Origin of the sequence: Mycolicibacterium doricum, from assembly GCF_010728155.1 — a bacterium.
Taxonomy (GTDB): Bacteria; Actinomycetota; Actinomycetes; order Mycobacteriales; family Mycobacteriaceae; genus Mycobacterium; species Mycobacterium doricum.
Genome location: NZ_AP022605.1, coordinates 2,720,045 through 2,742,657, shown reverse-complemented (window position 1 = coordinate 2,742,657; position 22,613 = coordinate 2,720,045). Strand labels below are relative to the sequence as shown.

Genomic DNA, 22,613 nt, shown 5'->3' with positions numbered 1-22,613 from the left:
AGGAGACTTTCCATGGCTGTCACTGTGTCCATCCCCACCATCCTGCGCACCCACACCGGGGGTGAGAAGCGCGTCAGCGCGTCGGGCGCCACGCTCGCCGACGTCATCAGCGACCTCGAGGCGAACTACTCCGGCATCTCGGAGCGGCTCGTTGACCCCGACAAGGCGGGCAAGCTGCACCGGTTCGTCAACATCTACGTCAACGACGAGGACGTCCGCTTCTCGGGTGGGCTGGACACTGCGGTCTGCGACGGGGATTCGGTGACGATCCTGCCCGCCGTGGCAGGTGGCTGACCTTGGCCCGTCATGACTCGGTGCTCGAAGCGCTCGGCAACACGCCGCTGGTGGGCTGCCCGCGTCTGTCGCCGCGGTGGGATGACGACGAGCACGGCCCGCACGTGCGGCTGTGGGCCAAACTCGAGGACCGCAACCCCACCGGCTCGATCAAGGACCGGCCCGCGCTGCGGATGATCGAACAGGCCGAGCGCGACGGGTTGCTGCAGCCCGCTTCGACGATCCTGGAACCCACCAGCGGCAACACCGGGATCTCGCTCGCGATGGCCGCGTTGCTCAAGGGTTACCGGATGATCTGCGTCATGCCGGAGAACACGTCGATCGAACGCAGGCAGCTGCTCGAGCTCTACGGCGCCCGCGTCATCTTCTCCCCGGCCGAGGGCGGGTCCAACACCGCGGTGGCCCATGCCAAGGAGCTGGCGGCGGCCAACCCGGAGTGGGTGATGCTCTACCAGTACGGCAACCCCGCGAACGCCGACGCGCACTACTACGGAACCGGACCCGAACTGCTCGCCGATCTGCCGGAGATCACCCACTTCGTGGCGGGGCTGGGGACCACCGGAACGCTGATGGGCACCGGCCGATTCCTGCGCGAGAAGGTGCCCGGTGTGCAGATCGTGGCCGCCGAACCGCGCTACGGCGAAGGCGTCTACGCGCTGCGCAACATCGACGAGGGTTTCATCCCCGAGCTGTACGATCCCGACGTGCTGACCACCCGGTTCTCCGTGGGATCGTTCGACGCCATCAAACGAACCCGTGAACTGGTCACCAAGGAGGGCATCTTCGCGGGTGTCTCCACCGGGGCGATCCTGCACGCGGCCCTGGGCATGGCCGCCAAGGCGGTCACGGCAGGCGAGCGCGCCGACATCGCGTTCACCGTGTGCGACGCCGGGTGGAAGTACCTGTCGACCGGTGCGTACGGCGGCAGCCTCGACGACGCAGAGGACGCCTTGGAAGGGCAATTATGGGCATAGGCCCCGGTTATCCCGCCAACCCCCCGGCGCCGCAGAAGAAGCGGCCGGCGTGGGTGGTCGGCGGGGTGACGATCGTCAGCTTCGTTGCCCTGCTCTACGTGATCGAGCTGTTCGATTCGCTGAGCGGGCACCGTCTCGACGAGAACGGCATCCGTCCCCTGGACACCGCCGGTCTCTGGGGCATCGTGTTCTCGCCGCTGCTGCACGCCGACTGGCAGCACCTCCTCGCCAACACCGGTCCGGCGCTGGTGCTCGGGTTCCTGATGACGCTGGCCGGGCTGTCCCGGTTCATCTACGCCACCGCCATCGTGTGGATACTCGGCGGACTCGGCACCTGGCTGATCGGCAACGTGGGGACGCAGTGCCCCTACGTCGGCGTGCGCTGCGAGGTCAACCACATCGGTGCGTCCGGGCTCATCTTCGGCTGGCTGGCGTTCCTGATCGTGTTCGGGTTCTTCACCCGTAAAGCCTGGGAGATCGTCGTCGGCGTCATCGTGCTGTTCGTCTACGGCGGCATCCTGCTCGGTGTGCTGCCCGGCACCCCCGGGGTGTCCTGGCAGGGCCATCTGTGCGGTGCGGTCGCCGGCGTGGTGGCCGCCTACGTCCTGTCCGGTCCGGAACGCAAGGCCCGCGAACTGCGCCGGTCGCGGACCGCACCGCCGTACCTGACGTCGTGACCACCCTGGCGGGCGATCGGCTGGGCCCGGTCGGGATCTTCGACTCCGGTGTCGGGGGGCTCACGGTCGCGCGGGCGATCATCGACCAACTGCCCGACGAGGACGTCATCTACGTCGGGGACACCGGCAATGGTCCGTACGGTCCGCTGACGATCCCCGAGATCCGCGCTCACGCCCTGGCGATCGGCGACGACCTCGTCGAGCGCGGTGTCAAGGCACTGGTGATTGCCTGCAACACGGCGTCGTCGGCATGCCTGCGTGACGCCCGTGAGCGCTACGCGCCGGTGCCGGTGGTTGAGGTGATCCTGCCTGCGGTCCGCCGGGCGGTGGCCACCACCCGCAGCGGCCGCATCGGGGTGATCGGCACGGCGGCGACCATTGCCTCCGGTGCTTACCAGGACGCCTTCGCCGCCGCCCGCGACATCGAGGTCATGGGTGTCGCCTGCCCCCGGTTCGTCGACTTCGTCGAACGCGGAGTCACCAGCGGACGGCAGGTCCTCGGACTGGCCGAGGCCTATCTCGAACCGCTGCAACAGGCCGACGTCGACACCCTCGTGCTGGGGTGCACGCATTACCCGATGCTGTCGGGCCTGATCCAGCTCGCGATGGGCGACCAGGTCACCCTGGTGTCGAGTGCGGAGGAGACCGCGAAGGATCTGCTGCGCGTGTTGACCGAACTCGACCTTTTGGCACCGCATCCGGCCGGTCCCGGCGCCGCCCCGGCCACCCGGGTGTTCGAATCCACCGGCGACCCAGCGGCGTTCACCGCCCTGGCGGCCCGCTTCCTGGGGCCGAGTCTGGACGGGGTACGGCCCGTGCAGCGCCGCGTCGAGGCGTAGCGTCCGCCGGACCCGCGGCCGGTGGTGACAATCCGGCCATGTTTTCGTCAACGGCGGATTGGGCATGGCAAGCTGGTGGGCGTGCGAATCACCGTACTCGGTTGCTCCGGCAGTGTGGTCGGGCCTGATTCGCCGGCGTCCGGGTATCTCGTGACCGCCCCCGACACCCCACCGCTGGTGCTGGATTTCGGCGGCGGCGTGCTGGGCGCACTGCAGCGCCACGCCGACCCCAACGCGGTGTCCGTGCTCCTGAGCCATCTGCACGCCGACCATTGTCTGGACCTGCCCGGGCTGTTCGTGTGGCGCCGCTACCACCCGTCGCCCGCCCCGGAGCGCGGTGTGCTCTACGGACCCGCCAACACCTGGGCTCGGCTCGGCGCCGCGTCCTCACCGGAGGGCGGGGAGGTCGACGACATCTCCGACATCTTCGAGGTGCGGAGCTGGTCGGACAACTCCGCCGTGCAGATCGGCGCGTTGTCGGTATTGCCGAGGCTGGTGTGCCACCCCACCGAGTCCTACGGGATGCGCGTCACCGATCCGTCCGGCGCGACTTTCGTCTACAGCGGTGACACCGGATTCTGCGAGTCGCTCGTCGAACTCGCGGCCGGCGCCGACGTGTTCCTGTGCGAGGCGTCGTGGACACATTCGTCCGACCGTCCGCCGAAGCTGCACCTGTCGGGTACCGAGGCCGGCCGGGCGGCAGCACGCGCCGGGGTCGGGGAACTGCTGCTCACCCACATCCCGCCATGGACCTCGCGCGAGGATGTGATCAGCGAGGCGAAGGCGGAGTTCGACGGCCCGGTGCACGCGGTGGTGTGCAACGAGTCGTTCGACGTCACCCGCCGCTGAGGGAAGCGCTGACTCCCGGTCAGGCCGTCGGCGTCAGCGGTTAGGGTTGGCCCGTGTCCAGACGAGAAGACGGTCGGCTCGACGACGAGCTGCGTCCGGTACGGATCAACCGCGGTTTCACCTCCCATCCCGCCGGCTCGGTGCTGGTCGAGTTCGGCGAGACCCGGGTGATGTGCACGGCCAGCGTCACCGAGGGCGTGCCGCGCTGGCGCAAGGGAACGGGGCAGGGCTGGCTCACCGCCGAGTACGCCATGCTGCCCGCCGCCACGCACGACCGCTCCGACCGTGAATCGGTCAAGGGGCGTGTCGGCGGTCGCACCCAGGAGATCAGCAGGCTGATCGGCCGGTCGCTGCGCGCCTGTATCGACTTGAATGCCCTCGGTGAGAACACCATCGCCATCGATTGCGATGTGCTGCAGGCCGACGGCGGCACCCGTACCGCGGCGATCACCGGGGCCTATGTCGCGCTGGCCGACGCGGTCACCTACCTCTCCGCGGCCGAGAAGCTCTCCGACCCCCGGCCATTGTCGTGCGCGATCGCGGCGGTCAGCGTGGGCGTCGTGGACGGCCGGGTGCGGGTGGACCTGCCGTATTCGGAGGATTCGCGCGCCGAGGTGGACATGAATGTCGTCGCCACCGACACCGGCACGCTGGTGGAAATCCAGGGCACCGGTGAGGGCGCCACGTTCCCCCGCTCGACATTGGACAAGCTGCTCGACCTAGCGCTGACGTCCTGCGAGCAGTTGTTCGTCGTACAGCGCGAAGCCCTCGAGGCGCCGTACCCGGGCCCGCTGCCTGAGCCCACGTCGCCTCCGAAGAAAGCGTTCGGAAGCTGACGGTTTTGGCGGACGTCCTGGTCGCCAGCCGTAACCGCAAGAAGCTCGCCGAACTGCGGCGGGTGCTCGACGCTGCGGGGGTGTCCGGGCTGACCTTGCTGTCCCTCGATGACGTGGCACCGTTCGACGAGGCGCCCGAGACCGGTGCGACGTTCGAGGAAAACGCGTTGGCAAAGGCGCGTGACGGCTTCCGCGCGAGTGGCATCGCCACCGTCGCCGACGACTCCGGCCTCGAGGTCGATGCGCTGAACGGGATGCCGGGGGTGCTTTCGGCACGCTGGGCGGGGGCCCACGGCGGGGATGACGCGAACACCGCACTGCTGCTGGCTCAGTTGCGGGATGTGCCCGCCGCACGGCGGGGCGCGAGCTTCGTCTCGGCCTGCGCGCTGGTGGCCGGAACGCGAGAAGTCGTAGTGCGGGGCGTGTGGCGGGGGGTGATCACCCGGGAGCCGCGCGGGAGCGGCGGGTTCGGCTACGACCCGGTGTTCCTGCCCGAGCACTTCGATCGCACGGCCGCCGAGTTGACGCCCGCCGAGAAGGATGCCGCCTCCCATCGCGGTCGAGCGCTCGCTCAGCTGGTGCCGGCGTTGCGGGCGCTCGGCCGCTGACGTCACGTCGCAACGGCACGTGCTGTTCTGGTGCTCCGCCGGTCACAGGCCGAAGCGCGCCTTGAGGTTCGTCGTCTGGTAGTGCTCGACGATGATGCCGAGCAGCGGGATCGTGCCCGCGAGCAGCACGCCGATGGTCTTGCCGATCGGCCAGCGCACCTTCACCGCGAGGTTGGCGGTGAACAACAGGTACGCGAAGTACACCCAGCCGTGGATGGGGGCGACCAGCCACAGGAACGGCCAGTCCACCTCGACGATGTACTTGAGCACCATCTCGGCACACAGCACGATCAGCCAGATGCCTGTGGTCCACGCCAGGACGCGGTAGTTGCGGATCGCCTTGGCGATGGTCTCGGTCGACACTCCGGCGGGCGCGGCGTCAGGCGTCTGCGGTGCGGTCATGATGTGGTTCTGCCTTCGTTGTCGGCTTCGGCGAGGTCGGCCAGGTAGGCGTTGTACTCACGCAGCGCGGGGTCGTCGTCGGGTGCGGGCGCAGTGGGTGTGCGTTCGGGCAGCAAGTGGGCCGGGATCTCGGTGACCGCCGCGGGCGGTTCGGGCGGGTCTTGCTCGTAACGGACGAACTTGTAGTACGCGTAGAAGCAGAAACCGGCGAACATCGGCCACTGCAGGGCATATCCGAGGTTCTGGAACGACCCCGACGTCGACTCCCAGCGGGTCCACTGCCACCACGCCAGCGCGAGGCAGCCGGCGGCGGCCGCGACGACCAGCAGCATCAGCGCCGGCCTCCTACGCTGTGTAGTGGACACGGTTCCACGGTACCGCTTGGCTCTTGGTTCACTACCGGCAAACCGCGAAGAGCGCCACCGACACCACGACGATCCGGACGGTACGATGGGCACGCTGCGGGCGTGGCGAAACAGGTATACGCGCGGTCTTTAGGTGTCCGTGCTCGAAAGAGCGTGTGGGTTCGAGTCCCTCCGCCCGCACTCGGTGTCACCGGGCCAGGCACCATGGCCTGGTGACACTCCGCCGCCTGATCGCCCGGGTGTTTCTCGGGGCGTCCCTCGTGTTCACGGGGATCGGGCACCTGACGTTCGCCCGGACCGACTTCTACGCCCAGGTGCCGCCCTGGCCGCCGCTGAACGTCCTGCACCCCCTGCGGAAGTCGGTCGAGGAGAACCAGCATGTCCGGGCGTGACCGCGACGAGTCCGGCCGGCCCCGCAATAGCCGTGCGCGCGACGCGCTGGGCCGGCCGCTTCCGCCGGGCAGTGAAGGTGTCGACCGCATCCCCGACGACCTGCACCTGCCACCGGCCGAGTCACTGGACTACGCCCAACGCCTCCTCGACGACGGTCGCGCTTTCCACGCGCACGAGGTGCTCGAAGCGGCGTGGAAGGACGGCGCGGACCATGAGAAGGAACTCTGGCAGGGTCTCGCGCAGCTGATGGTCGGCATCACCCACGTGCAGCGGGGCAACGTCGGCGGCGCCCGCGCGCTGCTGCGCCGCGCCGTCGCGCGGCTGGCGTCAGCTCCGGCCGCGCCGTACGGAATCGACGTGACCGGCCTCATCGATCACGCGGAGGCGCTGGACGCCGATCTGGCCGCCGGTCGAGAGATCCCGGTGGATCGGCTGCGTCCCACGCTCGTGCGCACGGCCTGAAAGACCGCGTCGCTCGCTGCACCTGCCCATCGGTAGAAGGCGGCGGACGAAGTCGATGAAAAGGGGCCGTTGCACGCCGAGGAGTACCACGCCGAGGAGTACAACGTCGCGCGCTTCCGCGAAGCCCGGTTGATGAAGATTGTGCCGGTCAGCCACGAGATGATCCGCAACTTCCTCGCAGCCCACGTCCTGAGCCGGCCGAGGAGCTACCGACCGGGTCACCCGGGGGTATCCGCGTGGCATGGTGATGTGATGCATCGACACCCGCCGCTGGCCGATATCACCGTCGTGACGCTGGAACAGGCGGTCTCCGCGCCGATGTGCACGCGGGTGCTCGCCGACTTCGGCGCGCGGGTGATCAAGGTCGAGAACCCCAGGGGCGGCGACTTCGCCCGCCATTACGACGACGTGGTCCACGGCCAGGCCGCGCACTTCGTGTGGGCGAACCGCGGCAAGGAGTCGCTCAGTCTCGACCTGAAGTCGCAAGCGGGTCTGGAGCTGCTGCACCGGTTGCTCGGCGGCGCCGACGTGCTGGTGTCCAACCTTGCCCCCGGGGCGATGGCCCGGATGGGCATCGGCGCCGCCGGCCTCAAAGAGCGGCATCCGCGGGTGATCCCGGTCGAGATCGACGGCTACGGCGCCGGCGGGCCGATCTCGCACAAACGCGCCTACGATCTACTGGTCCAGGCGGAATCGGGCGCCTGCGCGGTCACGGGTCACCCCGGACTGCCCGCGAAATCCGGTCCACCGGTGGCCGACATCTCGACGGGGTTGTACGCGGCGCTGTCGGTCCTGGCGCTGCTCTACGCGCGTAAGGGCGACGGTGCCGGTCGCGCCCCGGCCGTGGCGGTCAGCCTGTTCGACACGATGACCGACATCATGGGTTATCAACTGACCTACACACAGCACTCCGGTGTCGACCAGCAACCGCTGGGGATGAGCTCACCGGCGGTCGCGCCGTACGGAGCCTACCCGACCCGGGACGGGCAGACGGTGGTGTTGGGCACCACCAACGACCGGGAGTGGCAACGGCTGGCGCGAGAGATCATCGAGCGCCCAGACCTGGCCGACGATCCCACGTTCGCGACCAACGGCGACCGGGTCGGCCACCGCGACATCCTCGACGACGCGATCGGCTCCTGGTGTGCCCAGCACGACCTCGCGCACATCCAGAAGAAGGCCGACGATGCGGGCATCGGCAACTCCCGCTACAACCTGCCCAGTGAAGTCGTCGACCATCCGCACCTGAGCGCCCGTGACCGCTGGCGGCCGGTCGAGACGCCCAACGGCGAGATCTCCGCACTGCTGCCACCCCCGGTGATCGAGGGGTTCGAACAGCCGATGGGCGCGGTGCCGGGACTCGGTCAGCACACCGACGCGATACTGGGCGGGTTGGGCCTGTCCGTCGACGAGATCGCCGCTCTGCGTGAGGAAGGGGCGGTCGGTCCGGCGTATTCGTCGTCGACATGCCCGCTGATCGAAACACCCGCTGATCGAAACATCCGCTGATCGAAACATGTAGCCACTCAGGAGCACCCATGCGTGAAACCGTCATCGTCGAAGCCGTCCGCACACCTGTCGGCAAGCGCAACGGCGGCCTGTCCGAGATGCACGCGGCGGATCTGTCCGCGGTCGTCCTCAACGAACTGGTCCTGCGGGCCGGGATCGACCCCGAGGTCGTCGACGACGTCATCTGGGGGTGCGTCTCCCAGGTCGGCGACCAGTCCAGCAACATCGGGCGCTTCGCCGTACTCGCCGCGGGCTGGCCGGAACACATCCCGGGCACCACCGTGAACCGCGCCTGCGGTTCGAGCCAGCAGGCGCTGGACTTCGCCGTGCACGCCGTGATGTCGGGCCAGCAGGACGTCGTCGTCGCCGGCGGTGTGGAGGTGATGAGCCGGGTGCCGCTGGGCTCCGCGCGGGCCACCGGCATGCCCTACGGGCCGAAAGTGCTCGAGCGCTACCGGGACTTCAGCTTCAACCAGGGTATCTCGGCCGAGCTGATCGCCGAGAAGTGGGGCTTGTCGCGTACTCGCCTCGACGAGTACTCCGCAAGATCCCATGAGCTGGCCGCGCAGGCACAGGACGCCAAGGCCTTCGACGAGCAGATCGTGCCGGTGTTCACGGGGGACGACCCCGCGCCCGTGGTTGCCGACGAAGGCGTGCGGCGTGGCACGTCGGTGGAGAAGCTGGCCCGGCTGAAGCCGGTGTTCCGCGACGGCGGCGTGATCCACGCGGGCAACTCCTCGCAGATCTCCGACGGGGCGGCGGCCTTGTTGGTCATGACGGCGGAGAACGCCGTGCAACTGGGGCTGACGCCGATCGTGCGCTACCGCGCCGGTGCGGTGGCCGGTGCCGACCCGGTGCTGATGCTCACCGGTCCCATCCCGGCCACCGAGAAGCTGCTACACAAGGCGGGCGTCGGCGTCGACGAGATCGGTGTGTTCGAGGTCAACGAGGCGTTCGCACCGGTGCCGCTGGCGTGGCTCGCCGAGACGGCAGCGGCCGAGCAGCGGCTCAACCCGCTCGGCGGCGCCATCGCGCTCGGCCATCCGCTCGGTGCTTCCGGCGCGGTGCTGATGACCCGGATGGTGCACCACATGCGCGACAACGGCATCCGGTACGGACTGCAGACGATGTGCGAGGGCGGCGGCACGGCTAACGCCACCCTCGTCGAACTCATCGCCTGATCCAGGGGGACCCGTGTACTTGCGGTGGCCGCGCGGCTGATCGCCAACCACGCGGCCGGCACTCAATTAACTGTCCACTCAATTAACTGTTCACTCAATTAACTGTTGTAGTTGTTGCAGCTGTTCGCGACGTCCAAGATCGGCACGAAATAGGCCTGTGCGGTCGGGTTGCCCTGCAGGAACGCCACCGTCGCCTGCCGCTGCTGCGGGGACGAGGCGAGGAAGCTACGAACCGCCTGCTGGCCACCGCGCTGCTGGGCGAACTGCACGGCCAGATCGGGGTGCTGATCGTCGAGCGCGGCGATCACCTGGTCGTAGGTGCAGGTGGTGTTGATGATCGCGCCCAGGTCGGGTTGCGCCGAAGCGACGCCCCCGGAGAGCGGTATCGCCGCGGCGAGGCCGCCGAGCGTGATAGCGATATTCTTGCGCGACAGCTTCAGCATGGGTACACCCTTTTCTCGGAAGTTCTCTTGTCGAATGCGCTTCACCGGGCACAAGATCACCCGACAGCGGATTCATCGACAATAACAGCGCGACTGTTACCTTTCTGCCCTGGAGCAAACCTCGTCGAGGTCAGTGCCCCGACGTCAGTAGAGGACAGACACGTCCTTGCGCTCGTGAGGGGGCACGCCGGCGGGCACGTTGCGCATGCCGTGGATGACGCCGATGGTGTGGTAGTGACGGTCATGGGGCCGTTTGCCATGTCGGCCAGAGGGTATGTCGCCCGAGTAGTCAGCGGACGACGGGAGGCCACGATGCCCAAGACCACGAAGAGCGGTAAGGCCAAAAGCGATGAGCTGCCCAGCACCCTGAAGAGGTCGGATGCCAAGGCGCAGCGAACCTTCGCCAAGGCCCACGATGCGGCGGCAGACGAGTACGGCGAGGGTGAGCGCGCGCACCGGGTGGCGTACAGCGCCCTCAAGCACAGCTACGAGAAGGTCGGCGACCACTGGGAGCCCAAGGAGAAGAAGGGTCCGTCGGACGACCGGGCCGAGAGCGGTGGGCCGAACGCCAAGGGAGAGTCCGCCGAGGGCGTCGACGCCAATGCGTCGAAGAAGCACCTTGTCGACGTCGCTCGGCGCCTGGACATCCCGGGGCGATCGACGATGACCAAGGACGAACTCGTCTCGGCGATCAAGAAGGCCAACCGGCGCGAGTCCGCCCGCAAGCGTTAGCGTTGGCTGCCCGGCGCGCGGTGGGGCTGGAAGGTCTCGAGCAGCATGCGCTCCTGCTCGCGCCGCGTCGTCCGCTGAGCCTTGCCTCGGGTGATGAGGATCCCAACCGTGGCCAGTGTCCACACCGCGTACTGGGCGGCCCACGCCCACCGGAACGAGTCGAACGAATAACCGCCGGTCGCGTCGAGGATCTGGCCCATGGCCTGCATCACGAGCAGCGAGGCGAGGAACCCGCCCATGTTGACCATCCCCTGGGCCGTGCCCAGTGTGGCGCTCGGATTGAAGGTGCGCGCGAAGTCGAAGCCCACCACCGAACCCGGGCCGCCGACAGAGATCACGATCACCAGCGTTACCAGCAACCACAACGGGGCCGGGCCGGGTAGCGCCAGCACGACCGTCCAGACCAGAGCGTTGGACCCGATGATCCCGAGCACCAGCCATGATCGGCGATGTGGGTACCTGCCGGTCACGATGCCGATGGCGATCCCCGAAGCGATGGCCGATGCCACGGAGATCGACAGCAGGATGCCGGCGGCCGATGTCGACAGTCCCTGTGACACGGTCAGGTACGGCACGCCCCACATCAGCGCGAACACGGTCACGGAGAACTGGGTGCCCATGTGGGTGAAGAAGCCCAGTCGGGTTCCCGGTCGCAGCCACACCGTCTTGACGCCGCGCAACGTATCACCGACGGTGCCCGTCGATTCGGGTACGTGCCTGCCCGACGGGGCGTCCTTGATGAACACGAGCGTCAGCACGAGGGAGGCCAGCCCGAGGGCAGCCACCGACGTGTAGGCCGTCGTCCAGCCGGCCACCCCGAGGATCGCCAGGAACGGCACCGCGGAGAGCGCCTGACCGAGCTGGCCGCAGATTCCGGTCAGCTGCGTGACTAACGGGACCTGTTTCGGCGTGAACCAGAGCGGGACCAACCGCAGCACCGAGATGAAGGTCAGCGCGTCCCCGAGGCCCAGAACCGCCCGAGCCGCGATGGCAGCAGGCAAGGATTCGTTCACCGCCAGCGTCAGCTGACCGGACGCCATCAACGCGGCGCCGGCGGCGATGAGCACTTTGGATCCGAACCGGTCCAGCAGCACCCCGGCGGGCACCTGCGCACCGGCGTAGACGATGACCTGCAGCACGACGAAGGTGGCGAGCACGCTTGGCGTCGCCGAGAAGCGTTCGGCGGCGTCGAGACCGGAAACCCCCAGGGTGGTGCGGTCCATCACCGCCACGATGTAGGCCAGCAGTCCGGTGGCCCACACGATCCATGGGCGCACTCGGACCCTCCGTCGATTGGCTGATGTGTCCCTTCCATCGTGTCCCACGCACGTCGGCGCGGGCGACCAGGCAGGCTGTGACGTCCGCTATGGCTGGTGCAGAGTTACCCGCGTGGAATTGGCTGACAACGCACACAGATGTCGATTCGTTTATACCGGAGATCGATATTGTTACTGCTCATCGCGCATTGCTGATGAGTCGTGGATTCGCATACACCGCCTGGTTGAGTTAGCTGGTTCCGCAGCACCGCAGGTAAAGTGATTCGTGCCGCGATTCGAAGCGCGACGCGCGGGCGAGAGGAGTGTGTACGTGGTCGAGTACCGGCTGAACGAGCTGTCGCGGATCTCGGGCGCCAGCACTCGCAACATCCGCGCCTACCGGGAGCGCGGACTGCTCGATCCGCCACGTCGTCAGGGACGGTCGGCCTTCTACACCGCATTTCACCTCGCGAGGGTTCAGCTCCGCGCACATCGCGGAGTTCTTCGCCAGCATGCGGGCCGGCGCGGACCTGGCCGACATCATGGGCTTGCAGCGCTCGTTGTTCACCACCGACGACCGGCGTGACCATGGCGTACGGCCTCGCCGACGTCGTCGACGGCAAGCTTGTGCTCCTCGATCCGTCCATCGCCGAGATCGTCGGCCGGTCGGCCGACCCGATGCTCTACATCCGGGCCATCCTGCGGATCGTGGCGTCTACCCGCCGCGACGTCGACACCCTTGCCGGTGTGGTGGCCGAAGCGCTCCAGGAGTGCATCGAGGCGCGGTTCGGGCCGGATCGGACGCCTGATCCGCTCCAGATGCACCCCGTGGTGCAGGACTACCGGGAGCTGGCCAACCGACTCGTCACGCGCCACCTCGACGAGGCGCTACACGCGCAGTTGTCGTGGCGACATGCCGGTTGACCGGCCCGCGCTCTGGAAAGTCTGATGCGAACGTGACTGGTGCCATGAAATGACGCTGGGACGGCCGTACCGACCTGTACGTCGATCGACGACGGACCCCGCCTTCGAACCGTACAAAAGGCAGGTGGCGCCCTACCTGAAGGGCTGAGAGGCGGTGCTGGGACGACCGCGCGTCGGCATCTACGCCAACTCGAAAACGATCGAATCGCCATCCAGACGACCCTTCGGATGCCTGAAGATAAAGATAACAATTTGGTAACGATAATGCGTTGATCAGCGGAGTTATAGCTACTCGAGCGTAACCACCCACCAGCAGGACGTTTGTCCCGGGAGCTGTGCGCAGCTTCTGAACGGGGTATTGCGCAAGCACGGGTTACTCGAGCGTAGAACTCGTCAGTAACCGATTCAGCGGCCTGGGACCCGCTTCTTCTTATGCCACTCTTAGTGGGGCTGGGGTGAGCGCCGGCGGACGCAGGATCGGTCCACTCGCGACAGCGACCAGCTGGATTCGACGCCGAATCGCCGTAGGCCCGCCGCAGGGGAGCGCGGGCCCGCCGCAGACGACCACCCGATACACCCACGCTCGCGAGCAGTACACGCGGGCGCGAGAGCGCCACCGAGGGAGACAACGACAAGTGACGATCGACGAGCATGACAGGGTTTCCATCAGCTGGGACGACGAGTCCGGAGCCAAGATCACGCATGCACTTGTGGATCGCCTGACCGCGGGTGAACCGTTCGCCGTGGCCTTCGGCGGGCAGGGCAGTGCGTGGCTGGAGACGCTGGAGGAGCTGGTGTCCTCGACGGGCATCGAGTCGGAACTGGCCACCCTCGCCGGTGAGGCCGAATTGCTGCTGGAGCCGGTGGCCACCGAACTGGTCGTCGTCCGCCCGATCGGCTTCGAGCCGCTGCGCTGGGTCCGCGCGCTGGCCGCCGAGGAACCCGTGCCCACCGCCAGGCAGCTGACGTCCGCGGCGGTGTCCGTCCCGGGCGTCCTGCTGACCCAGGTCGCCGCCATACGTGCTCTCGCACGCCAGGGCATGGACCTGTTCGAGACGCCGCCCGTCGGGACCGCCGGGCACTCGCAGGGCGTCCTCGCCGTCGAGGCGCTCGCCGCGCATGGCGCCAAGGACGTCGAGTTGCTCGCACTGGCGCAGCTGATCGGTGCGGCGGGCACGCTGGTGGCCCGTCGCCGGGGGATCACGGTCCTGGGTGACCGGCCGCCGATGGTGTCGGTCACCAACGCCGATCCCGAGCGCATCTACGAGCTGCTCGAGGACTTCTCCTGCGACGTGCGCACCGTCCTGCCGCCGGTGCTGTCGATCCGCAACGGCCGCCGTTCGGTCGTCATCACCGGGACTCCCGAGCAACTGTCGCGCTTCGAGCTGTACTGCGCCCAGATCGCCGAGAAGGAAGAGGCCGAGCGCAAGAACAAGCTGCGCGGCGGCGCGGTGTTCGCACCGGCCTTCGACCCCGTGCAGGTGGAGGTCGGCTTCCACACCCCGCGCCTGGCCGACGGCATCGACATCGTCGGCCGGTGGGCCGAGATGATCGGTCTGGACGTCGCACTCGCGCGCCAGATGACCGAGGCGATCCTCGTCAAGCAGGTCGACTGGGTCGACGAAGTCACCGGACTCCATGAGGCCGGCGCCCGCTGGATCCTGGACCTCGGTCCCGGGGACATCCTCACCCGGCTGACCGCGCCGGTGATCCGCGGACTCGGCGTGGGTATCGTGCCCGCCGCCACCCGCGGCGGCCAGCGCAACCTGTTCACCGTCGGCGCCGTGCCGGAGGTGGCCCGCCCCTGGTCGAGTTACACCCCGACCACCGTGCAGCTGCCCGACGGCTCGGTGAAGCTGTCCACCAAGTTCACCCGGCTGACCGGCCGCTCGCCGATCCTGCTGGCCGGTATGACACCGACCACCGTCGACGCCAAGATCGTCGCTGCCGCCGCCAACGCCGGCCACTGGGCCGAACTCGCCGGCGGCGGGCAGGTCACCGAGGAGATCTTCAACGACCGCATCGCGGAGCTCGCCACACTGTTGGAGCCGGGCCGCGCAATCCAGTTCAACTCGCTGTTCCTCGACCCGTACCTGTGGAAGTTGCAGCTCGGCGGGAAGCGGCTGGTGCAGAAGGCCCGCCAGTCCGGCGCGCCCATCGACGGCGTAGTCGTCACCGCGGGTATCCCGGAGCTCGAAGAGGCCGTCGACCTGATCGACGAGCTCAACGGCATCGGCATCAGCCACGTCGTGTTCAAGCCGGGCACTGTCGAGCAGATCCGGTCGGTCATCCGGATCGCCGCGGAGGTTCCGACGAAGCCGGTCATCGTGCACATCGAGGGCGGCCGCGCCGGCGGCCACCACTCGTGGGAAGACCTCGACGACCTGCTGTTGACGACGTACTCGGAACTGCGCTCTCGCTCCAACATCACCGTCTGCGTCGGCGGCGGGATCGGCACCCCGGGGCGGGCCGCGGAATACCTGTCCGGCCGCTGGTCGCAGGCCTACGGTTTCCCGGTGATGCCCGTCGACGGCATCCTGGTCGGCACCGCGGCGATGGCCGCACTGGAGGCCACCACCTCACCGGCGGTGAAGCAGCTGCTGGTCGACACCACCGGCACCGAGCAGTGGGTCGGTGCGGGTAAGGCGCAGGGCGGGATGGCTTCCGGGCGCAGCCAGCTGGGTGCCGACATCCACGAGATCGACAACGCCGCATCGCGTTGCGGCCGACTGCTCGACGAGGTCGCCGGCGATGCCGACGCGGTTGCCGAGCGCCGCGACGAGATCATCGCCGCGATGGCCGCGACCGCCAAGCCGTACTTCGGTGACGTCGCGGAGATGACGTACCTGCAGTGGCTGGCCCGATATGTCGAACTCGCGATCGGCGACGGCGACAGCACCGCCGATACCAGCCGCGCCGGTTCGCCGTGGCTCGACATCACCTGGCGTGACCGGTTCGCCCAGATGCTGCAGCGTGCCGAGGCCCGCCTGCACCCGCAGGACCACGGACCGATCGACACGGTGTTCTCTGGTTCTGCCGGCTCGGCGCTGCTGGAGACGCCGCACGCCGCGATCGATGCGCTGGTGAACCGCTACCCGGACGCAGCCACCGTGGTGCTGCACCCGGCGGACGTGCCGTTCTTCGTCCAGCTGTGCAAGACCCTGGGCAAGCCGGTCAACTTCGTGCCGGTCATCGACAAGGACGTGCGCCGGTGGTGGCGCAGCGATTCCCTGTGGCAGGCGCACGACGCCCGCTACACCGCCGATCAGGTCTGCATCATCCCCGGCACCGCCGCGGTCGTGGGGATCACCCGCGTCGACGAGCCCGTCGGCGAGCTGCTCGACCGCTTCGAGCAGGCGGCTGTCGACGAGGTGCTCGCCGCCGACGGCAAACCGCAGCCGGTGATCAGCCGTCGCCAGGGCCACGCCGAGGTGGACGGCCCGCTCGCGGTGCTGCTCGACGCCCCCGACGTGCTGTGGGCCGGCCGCACGGCCGTCAACCCCGTACACCGCATCGCCGCACCCGCCGACTGGCAGGTCCGCGACCAGGGCCGCACCGCCACCCACGCGTCGACCGGCGCGCGCCTCGAGGTGGCCGACGACCAGCACGTGACGCTCAGCGTGCCGCTGTCGGGCACCTGGGTGGAGATCCGGTTCACCCTGACCGACGTGATCCGCACCGGCGGCGCGCCACTGGTCACCACCGAGGACGCGGCGACCGCGATGCGTGCGGTGCTGGCCATCGCCGCCGGGGTGGAGGGACCGGACGCGCTTCCGCCCGTCCAGGACGGTACGGCGACCGCCACCGTCACCTGGGATCCCGAACTCGTCGCCGACCACACCGGGGTCACCGCGACCTTCGGTGCGCCGCTGGCGCCGACGCTGACGGTGGTTCCGGACGCGCTGGTCGGCCGCTGCTGGCCCGCGGTGTTCGCCACCGTTGGATCCGCCGTCACCGACACCGGTTTCCCCGTCGTCGAGGGTCTGCTGAGCCTGGTGCACCTCGACCACGGTGCCCGTCTCGTCGCGGCGCTGCCGAGCGAACCCACCGAGTTGACCGTCACCGCGACGGCCGGCTCGGCCACCGACACCGAGGTCGGCCGGGTCGTCCCGGTCTCCGTGACCCTGACCGGGCCCGACGGCACCGTGCTGGCCATCCTCCAGGAACGCTTCGCGATCCGGGGCCGCACTGGCGAGGCCGAGCTGGGCGAACCCGACCGTGCCGGCGGCGCCGTCTCCGGCAACGCCACCGAGACCCCGCGCCGCCGTCGTCGCGACGTCACGGTCGGTGCTCCGGTGGACATGCGGCCGTTCGCGGTGGTCTCCGGTGACCACAACCCGATCCACACCGACCGGGCTGCCGCGCTGCTGGCCGGTCTGGAGTCGCCGATCGTGCACGGCATGTGGCTGTCGGCCGCGGCTCAGCACGTCGTCACCGCCACCGACGGCAAGGCCGTCCCGCCCGCGCGTCTGGTCGGCTGGACCGCCCGGTTCCTCGGCATGGTGCTGCCGGGCGACGAGATCGACTTCCGCGTGGACCGCGTCGGCATCGACGTCGGCGCCGAGGTGCTCGAGGTGACCGCGAAGGTCGGCACGGATCTGGTCATGTCGGCCACCGCCCGGCTGGCGGCGCCGAAGACCGTCTACGCCTTTCCTGGGCAGGGCATCCAGCACAAGGGCATGGGCATGGAGGTCCGGGCCCGTAGCAAGGCCGCCCGCAAAGTGTGGGATTCGGCGGACAAGTTCACCCGCGAGGCGCTCGGCTTCTCCGTGCTGCACGTGGTGCGCGACAACCCGACCAGCCTCATCGCGTCCGGGGTGCACTACCAGCACCCGGAGGGCGTGCTGTACCTGACGCAGTTCACCCAGGTCGCGATGGCGACCGTCGCCGCGGCGCAGGTGGCCGAGATGCGCGAGCAGGGTGCGTTCGTCGAGGGTGCGATCGCCTGTGGCCACTCCGTCGGCGAATACACTGCGCTGGCGTGCGTGTCGGGCGTCTACGAACTCGAGGCGCTGCTCGAGGTGGTGTTCCACCGCGGGAGCAAGATGCACGACATCGTGCCCCGCGACGAACTGGGCCGCTCCAACTACCGCCTGGCCGCGATCCGGCCGAGCCAGATCGGCCTCGACGACGCCGACGTCAAGGACTTCGTCGCCGAGATCGCGGGTCGTACTGGGGAATTTCTCGAGATCGTGAACTTCAACCTGCGTGGCTCGCAGTACGCCATCGCCGGTACCGTCCGCGGGCTCGAGGCGCTCGAGGAGGAGATCGAACGGCGCCGTGAGCTCAGCGGTGGCAAGCGCTCGTTCATCCTGGTGCCGGGGATCGACGTTCCGTTCCACTCGTCGGTGCTGCGGGTCGGTGTCGCCGACTTCCGCCGCTCGCTGGAGCGGGTCATGCCGCGCGATGCCGATCCCGAACTGCTGATCGGCAAGTACATTCCCAACCTGGTGCCGCGGCCGTTCACGCTCGACCGCGACTTCATCCAGGAGATCCGCGACCTGGTGCCGGCCGAACCGCTCGACGAGATCCTCGCCGACTACGAGACCTGGCGCACCCAGCGGCCACGCGAGCTGTGCCGCAAGGTCGTCATCGAACTGCTGGCCTGGCAGTTCGCCAGCCCGGTCCGGTGGATCGAGACCCAGGACCTGCTGTTCATCGAAGAGGCCGCGGGCGGCCTCGGGGTGGAGCGGTTCGTGGAGATCGGCGTGAAGTCGGCGCCGACCGTCGCCGGTCTGGCCACCAACACGCTCAAGTTGCCGGAGTACTCGCACAGCACCGTCGAAGTGCTCAACACCGAGCGCGACGCCGCGGTGCTGTTCGCCACGGACGAGGACCCGGCCACCGATCCTGAACCGGAGCCCGAGGAGTCTGCGCCGCTCGCCCAGGCGGCGCCGGTGGCGCCCGCCGCGGCGGCGCCCGCCGCCCCGTCGGGCGGACCGCGTCCGCAGGACCTGAGTTACGACGCCGCCGATGCGACCGTCGCGCTGATCGCGCTGTCGGCCAAGATGCGGCTCGACCAGATCGAGGCGCTCGACTCCATCGAGACCATCACCGACGGTGCGTCGTCGCGGCGCAACCAGATGCTGGTCGACCTGGGCTCCGAGCTTAACCTCGGCGCCATCGACGGGGCGGCGGAAGCCGACCTCGGTGCGCTCAAAGGTCAGGTCACCAAGTTGGCCCGTACGTACAAGCCGTTCGGTCCGGTGCTCACCGACGCGATCAACGATCAGCTGCGCACGGTCCTCGGGCCGTCCGGTAAGCGTCCGGGCTACATCGCCGAACGCGTCGCCAAGGCATGGGAACTCGGCGCCGGCTGGGCCAAGCACGTCACCGTCGAGGTGGCGCTGGGCACCCGCGAAGGCAGCAGCGTCCGCGGCGGCAGCCTCGGCGGTCTGCACGACGGCGCGCTTGCCGACGCAGCGACGGTCGACAAGGTGATCGACGCGGCGGTGGCCGCGGTCGCCGCCCGCAAGGGCGTCGCGGTGTCGCTGCCCTCGGCGGGCGGTGGCGGCGCCGGTGGCGGCGTAGTCGATTCGGCGGCGCTGGGTGAGTTCGCCGAACAGGTCACCGGCCGTGACGGGGTCCTGGCCAACGCGGCCCGCCTGGTGTTGGGCCAGCTCGGGCTGGACGCCCCGGTGACGGCGCCGGAGACGGCGACCGACGCGGAACTGGTCGACCTGGTCACCACGGAACTCGGTTCGGACTGGCCGCGTCTGGTGGCGCCGGTGTTCGACGGCCGCAAGGCCGTGGTGTTCGACGACCGCTGGGCCAGCGCGCGCGAGGACCTGGTCAAGATCTGGCTGGCCGACGAGGACGACATCGACGCCGACTGGCCAAAGCTGTCCGAGCGCTTCGAAGGTGCGGGCCATGTCGTCGCCACCCAAGCGAATTGGTGGCAGGGCAAGGCGCTCGCGTCGGGCCGCAACGTCCACGCGTCGCTGTTCGGCCGCATCGCGGCGGGTGCGGAGAACCCTGGAAAGGGCTGCTACAGCGACGAGGTGGCGGTGGTGACCGGTGCCTCGAAGGGGTCGATCGCCGCCGCAGTGGTGGGGCAGTTGCTCGACGGCGGCGCGACGGTCATCGCGACCACTTCACGCCTCGACGACGCCCGGCTGGCGTTCTACAAGGCGCTCTACCGCGACACCGCCCGCTTCGACGCGACGCTGTGGGTGGTGCCCGCGAACATGGCGTCGTACTCCGACATCGACGCGCTGGTGAAGTGGGTCGGCACGGAACAGGTGGAAAGCCTTGGGCCACAATCGATCCACCTCAAGGACGCCCAGACCCCGACGCTGCTGTTCCCGTTCGCCGCGCCCCGCGTGGCCGGTGACATGTCGGAGGTCGGATCGCGCTCCGAGATGGAGATGAAGGTGCTGCTGTGGGCCGTGCAACGGCTCGTCGCGGGGTTGTCGTCGATCGGCGCCGAACGTGACATCGCCTCGCGCCTGCATGTCGTGCTGCCCGGTTCCCCGAACCGGGGCATGTTCGGCGGCGACGGCGCGTACGGCGAGGCCAAGTCGGCACTCGACGCCCTGGTCACTCGCTGGAAGGCGGAGTCGGCGTGGGCGCAGCGGGTTTCGCTGGCGCACGCGCTGATCGGCTGGACCAAGGGCACCGGGCTGATGGGGCACAACGACGCCATCGCCGGTGCGGTGGAGGAAGCGGGCGTGAGGACGTACACCACCGCGGAGATGGCCTCGATGCTGCTGTCGCTGTGCGACGTCGAGGCCAAGGTGGCTGCGGCGCGCGAGCCGATCAAGGCGGATCTGACCGGCGGTCTCGGTGACATCGAACTCGACATGGCGGCGCTTGCTGCCAAGGCTCGCGAGGAGATGTCGGCCGACGACGCCGTCGACGAGGACGCCGACGCACCCGAGCCGGGCACCATCGCCGCGCTGCCGTCGCCGCCCCGCGGCTTCTCGCCCGCGCCGGCCCCGGAATGGGCTGACCTCGACGTCGACCCGGCCGACCTGGTGGTGATCGTCGGCGGGGCCGAACTGGGCCCGTACGGTTCGTCGCGCACCCGCTACGAGATGGAGGTCGACAACGAACTGTCGGCCGCCGGCGTGCTCGAACTGGCTTGGACCACAGGCATGATCAAGTGGGAGGACGATCCGAAGCCGGGGTGGTACGACGCCGCCAGCGGTGAGCTGGTGCCCGAGGAGGAACTCGTCGAGCGTTACCACGACGCGGTCGTGGAGCGGTGCGGCATCCGTGAGTTCGTCGACGACGGTGCGATCGACCCGGACCACGCCTCACCGCTGCTGGTCAGCGTGTTCCTCGACAAGGACTTCAGTTTCGTGGTGTCCTCCGAGGAGGAGGCGCGCGCCTTCGTCGAGGTCGATCCCGAGCACACCGTGGTGCGCCCGGTCCCGGACTCGTCGGACTGGCAGGTGATCCGCAAGGCCGGCACCGAGGTCCGTGTCCCCCGCAAGACGAAGTTGTCCCGTACGGTGGGCGCGCAGATCCCCACCGGCTTCGATCCGACGGTGTGGGGCATCACGCCCGACATGGCCAACTCGATCGACCGGGTGGCGCTGTGGAACATCGTCGCGACCGTCGACGCGTTCCTGTCCGCCGGCTTCACGCCGACCGAGCTGATGCGCTGGGTGCACCCCAGCCTGGTGGCCAGCACGCAGGGCACCGGTATGGGTGGCATGACCTCGATGCAGAGCATGTATCACGGCAACCTGCTCGGCCGCAGCAAGCCCAACGACATCCTGCAGGAAGTTCTGCCGAACGTCGTTGCCGCCCATGTCGTTCAGTCCTACATCGGCTCCTACGGCGCGATGATCCACCCGGTCGGCGCCTGCGCCACCGCGGCGGTGTCGGTCGAGGAGGGGATGGACAAGATCCGGCTGGGCAAGGCCGAGTTCGTGGTCGCCGGCGGGTTCGACGACATGACGCTGGAAGCCGTCATCGGTTTCGGCGACATGGCGGCCACCGCCGACACCGCAGTGATGCGCGCCAAGGGAATCAGCGACGGGAAGTTCTCCCGCGCCAACGACCGCCGGCGCCTCGGCTTCGTCGAGGCCCAGGGCGGCGGTACCATCCTGCTGGCCCGCGGCGACCTCGCGGTGAAGATGGGTCTGCCGGTGCTGGCGGTCGTCGGATACGCGCAGAGCTTCGCCGACGGTGTGCACACCTCGATCCCGGCTCCGGGGCTCGGCGCGCTGGGCGCCGGCCGTGGCGGCAAGGATTCGGTGCTGGCCCGCTCGCTGGCCAAGCTCGGGGTCGGTGCCGACGACATCTCGGTGATCTACAAGCACGACACCTCGACGCTGGCCAACGACCCCAACGAAACCGAACTGCACGAACGACTCGCCGACTCGATGGGCCGGTCCGACGGTGCGCCGCTGTTCATCGTCAGCCAGAAGACGCTGACCGGCCACTCCAAGGGCGGTGCCGCTGTCTTCCAGATGATGGGCCTGTGCCAGGTGCTGCGCGACGGGGTCATCCCGCCGAACCGCAGCCTGGACTGTGTGGACGACGAGATGGCGACCTCGGGGCACTTCGTGTGGCCGCGGGAAACGCTGCGGATGGGTGAGAAGTTCCCGCTCAAGGCAGGTCTGGTGACCAGCCTGGGATTCGGTCACGTCTCCGGGCTGATCGCGCTGGTACATCCACAGGCGTTCCTCGCGACGCTCGACCGCGAGCAGCGGGAGGACTACGTCCGCCGAGCCGAGCAACGCATGCTGGCGGGTCAGCGCAGGCTGGCGTCGGCGATCGCCGGTGGGCGGCCGATGTACGAGCGGCCCGCCGACCGCCGGTTCAGCAACGACGTGCCCGAGAAGCGCCAAGAGGCGGCGATGCTGCTCGACGCCGCGTCGAGGCTCGGCGACGGTGACGTGTACGTCCGCTGATAA

General features: G+C 68.9%; 19 protein-coding genes and 1 tRNA gene. 16 read left to right on the top strand and 4 right to left on the bottom strand.

Annotated features, from left to right (window positions below; all coding sequences use genetic code 11):
- The first annotated feature begins 12 nt into the window (after positions 1 to 12).
- The 7 genes from G6N07_RS13365 (at position 13) to rdgB (ending at position 5,077) form a co-directional block, all read left to right on the top strand.
- Entirely contained in the window at positions 13 to 294 is a 282-nt protein-coding gene (locus G6N07_RS13365) for a MoaD/ThiS family protein (protein ID WP_085187376.1), read from the top strand.
- Between the two features lie 2 nt (positions 295 to 296).
- Positions 297 to 1,268, top strand: coding sequence for a cysteine synthase (locus G6N07_RS13360; RefSeq protein ID WP_085187379.1), 972 nt, complete (start codon positions 297 to 299; stop codon positions 1,266 to 1,268).
- Positions 1,259 to 1,945, top strand: coding sequence for a rhomboid family intramembrane serine protease (locus G6N07_RS13355; protein WP_085187382.1), 687 nt, complete (start codon positions 1,259 to 1,261; stop codon positions 1,943 to 1,945). The genes G6N07_RS13360 and G6N07_RS13355 overlap by 10 nt, the downstream gene beginning before the upstream one ends.
- A 5-nt stretch (positions 1,946 to 1,950) precedes the next feature.
- The gene (gene murI, locus G6N07_RS13350; protein WP_085187493.1) at positions 1,951 to 2,784 is read left to right on the top strand and encodes a glutamate racemase; all 834 of its coding nucleotides are present in this window, start codon (positions 1,951 to 1,953) and stop codon (positions 2,782 to 2,784) included.
- Positions 2,785 to 2,859: 75 nt separating this feature from the next.
- Complete coding sequence (locus G6N07_RS13345; RefSeq protein ID WP_085187385.1) at positions 2,860 to 3,633, top strand: cyclic nucleotide-degrading phosphodiesterase; 774 nt, start codon at positions 2,860 to 2,862, stop codon at positions 3,631 to 3,633.
- A 53-nt stretch (positions 3,634 to 3,686) separates the two neighbouring features.
- Positions 3,687 to 4,469 carry a ribonuclease PH gene (gene rph / locus G6N07_RS13340; protein WP_085187388.1) on the top strand — a complete coding sequence of 261 codons (783 nt, stop codon included), beginning with the start codon at positions 3,687 to 3,689 and terminating at the stop codon, positions 4,467 to 4,469.
- Between the two features lie 5 nt (positions 4,470 to 4,474).
- A complete protein-coding gene (gene rdgB / locus G6N07_RS13335; protein WP_085187392.1) occupies positions 4,475 to 5,077 on the top strand; it encodes an RdgB/HAM1 family non-canonical purine NTP pyrophosphatase in 603 nt (200 codons plus the stop codon).
- A gap of 42 nt (positions 5,078 to 5,119) precedes the next feature.
- Here the strand turns inward: rdgB and G6N07_RS13330 are convergent, their stop codons facing one another.
- Both G6N07_RS13330 and G6N07_RS13325 read right to left on the bottom strand, forming a co-directional pair.
- Entirely contained in the window at positions 5,120 to 5,479 is a 360-nt protein-coding gene (locus G6N07_RS13330) for a DUF3817 domain-containing protein (RefSeq protein ID WP_085187395.1), read from the bottom strand.
- Positions 5,476 to 5,844, bottom strand: a complete 369-nt coding sequence (locus G6N07_RS13325; protein ID WP_085187398.1) for a hypothetical protein — start codon at positions 5,842 to 5,844, stop codon at positions 5,476 to 5,478. The genes G6N07_RS13330 and G6N07_RS13325 overlap by 4 nt, the downstream gene beginning before the upstream one ends.
- Before the next feature lie 96 nt (positions 5,845 to 5,940).
- Here G6N07_RS13325 and G6N07_RS13320 point away from each other — a divergent pair.
- The 5 genes from G6N07_RS13320 (at position 5,941) to G6N07_RS13300 (ending at position 9,389) form a co-directional block, all read left to right on the top strand.
- Positions 5,941 to 6,024, top strand: a tRNA-Leu gene (locus tag G6N07_RS13320).
- 32 nt (positions 6,025 to 6,056) lie between these two features.
- Positions 6,057 to 6,236, top strand: a complete 180-nt coding sequence (locus G6N07_RS13315) for a hypothetical protein (RefSeq protein WP_085187401.1) — start codon at positions 6,057 to 6,059, stop codon at positions 6,234 to 6,236.
- Positions 6,223 to 6,699: a DUF309 domain-containing protein gene (locus tag G6N07_RS13310; RefSeq protein WP_085187403.1), complete on the top strand. Its 477-nt coding sequence runs from the start codon at positions 6,223 to 6,225 to the stop codon at positions 6,697 to 6,699. Before G6N07_RS13315 ends, G6N07_RS13310 begins: the two co-directional genes overlap by 14 nt.
- 252 nt (positions 6,700 to 6,951) lie before the next feature.
- Positions 6,952 to 8,208, top strand: a complete 1,257-nt coding sequence (locus G6N07_RS13305) for a CaiB/BaiF CoA transferase family protein (protein ID WP_085187496.1) — start codon at positions 6,952 to 6,954, stop codon at positions 8,206 to 8,208.
- Between the two features lie 29 nt (positions 8,209 to 8,237).
- Positions 8,238 to 9,389 carry a thiolase family protein gene (locus G6N07_RS13300; protein ID WP_085187405.1) on the top strand — a complete coding sequence of 384 codons (1,152 nt, stop codon included), beginning with the start codon at positions 8,238 to 8,240 and terminating at the stop codon, positions 9,387 to 9,389.
- A gap of 98 nt (positions 9,390 to 9,487) precedes the next feature.
- On the opposite strand, the gene G6N07_RS13295 is transcribed toward G6N07_RS13300, so the two are convergent.
- Positions 9,488 to 9,832 carry a hemophore-related protein gene (locus G6N07_RS13295; RefSeq protein WP_085187407.1) on the bottom strand — a complete coding sequence of 115 codons (345 nt, stop codon included), beginning with the start codon at positions 9,830 to 9,832 and terminating at the stop codon, positions 9,488 to 9,490.
- Between the two features lie 312 nt (positions 9,833 to 10,144).
- Here G6N07_RS13295 and G6N07_RS13290 point away from each other — a divergent pair, with 312 nt between their 5' ends.
- Entirely contained in the window at positions 10,145 to 10,564 is a 420-nt protein-coding gene (locus G6N07_RS13290) for a ChaB family protein (protein WP_085187410.1), read from the top strand.
- On the opposite strand, the gene G6N07_RS13285 is transcribed toward G6N07_RS13290, so the two are convergent.
- Positions 10,561 to 11,841 (bottom strand): MFS transporter, encoded by a 1,281-nt coding sequence (locus G6N07_RS13285; RefSeq protein WP_085187413.1) that lies wholly within the window; start codon positions 11,839 to 11,841, stop codon positions 10,561 to 10,563. The two genes, G6N07_RS13290 and G6N07_RS13285, sit on opposite strands and share 4 nt — an antisense overlap.
- Before the next feature lie 265 nt (positions 11,842 to 12,106).
- Here G6N07_RS13285 and G6N07_RS20420 point away from each other — a divergent pair, with 265 nt between their 5' ends.
- The 3 genes from G6N07_RS20420 (at position 12,107) to G6N07_RS13275 (ending at position 22,610) form a co-directional block, all read left to right on the top strand.
- The gene (locus G6N07_RS20420; RefSeq protein ID WP_318652445.1) at positions 12,107 to 12,406 is read left to right on the top strand and encodes a MerR family transcriptional regulator; all 300 of its coding nucleotides are present in this window, start codon (positions 12,107 to 12,109) and stop codon (positions 12,404 to 12,406) included.
- Positions 12,403 to 12,744 (top strand): MerR family transcriptional regulator, encoded by a 342-nt coding sequence (locus G6N07_RS20415; RefSeq protein ID WP_235849502.1) that lies wholly within the window; start codon positions 12,403 to 12,405, stop codon positions 12,742 to 12,744. The genes G6N07_RS20420 and G6N07_RS20415 overlap by 4 nt, the downstream gene beginning before the upstream one ends.
- Before the next feature lie 635 nt (positions 12,745 to 13,379).
- Positions 13,380 to 22,610, top strand: a complete 9,231-nt coding sequence (locus G6N07_RS13275) for a type I polyketide synthase (protein ID WP_085187416.1) — start codon at positions 13,380 to 13,382, stop codon at positions 22,608 to 22,610.
- The last annotated feature ends 3 nt before the right edge of the window (positions 22,611 to 22,613 follow it).

Bases quoted from the DNA above. Each gene is read 5' to 3' on its own strand.
- G6N07_RS13310 (WP_085187403.1), top strand. From the start codon at position 6,223: ATGTCCGGGCGTGACCGCGACGAGTCCGGCCGGCCCCGCAATAGCCGT.
- G6N07_RS13295 (WP_085187407.1), bottom strand. From the start codon at position 9,832: ATGCTGAAGCTGTCGCGCAAGAATATCGCTATCACGCTCGGCGGCCTC.
- G6N07_RS13330 (WP_085187395.1), bottom strand. From the start codon at position 5,479: ATGACCGCACCGCAGACGCCTGACGCCGCGCCCGCCGGAGTGTCGACC.
- G6N07_RS13300 (WP_085187405.1), top strand. From the start codon at position 8,238: ATGCGTGAAACCGTCATCGTCGAAGCCGTCCGCACACCTGTCGGCAAG.
- G6N07_RS13355 (WP_085187382.1), top strand. From the start codon at position 1,259: ATGGGCATAGGCCCCGGTTATCCCGCCAACCCCCCGGCGCCGCAGAAG.
- G6N07_RS13305 (WP_085187496.1), top strand. From the start codon at position 6,952: ATGCATCGACACCCGCCGCTGGCCGATATCACCGTCGTGACGCTGGAA.
- G6N07_RS13290 (WP_085187410.1), top strand. From the start codon at position 10,145: ATGCCCAAGACCACGAAGAGCGGTAAGGCCAAAAGCGATGAGCTGCCC.
- G6N07_RS13365 (WP_085187376.1), top strand. From the start codon at position 13: ATGGCTGTCACTGTGTCCATCCCCACCATCCTGCGCACCCACACCGGG.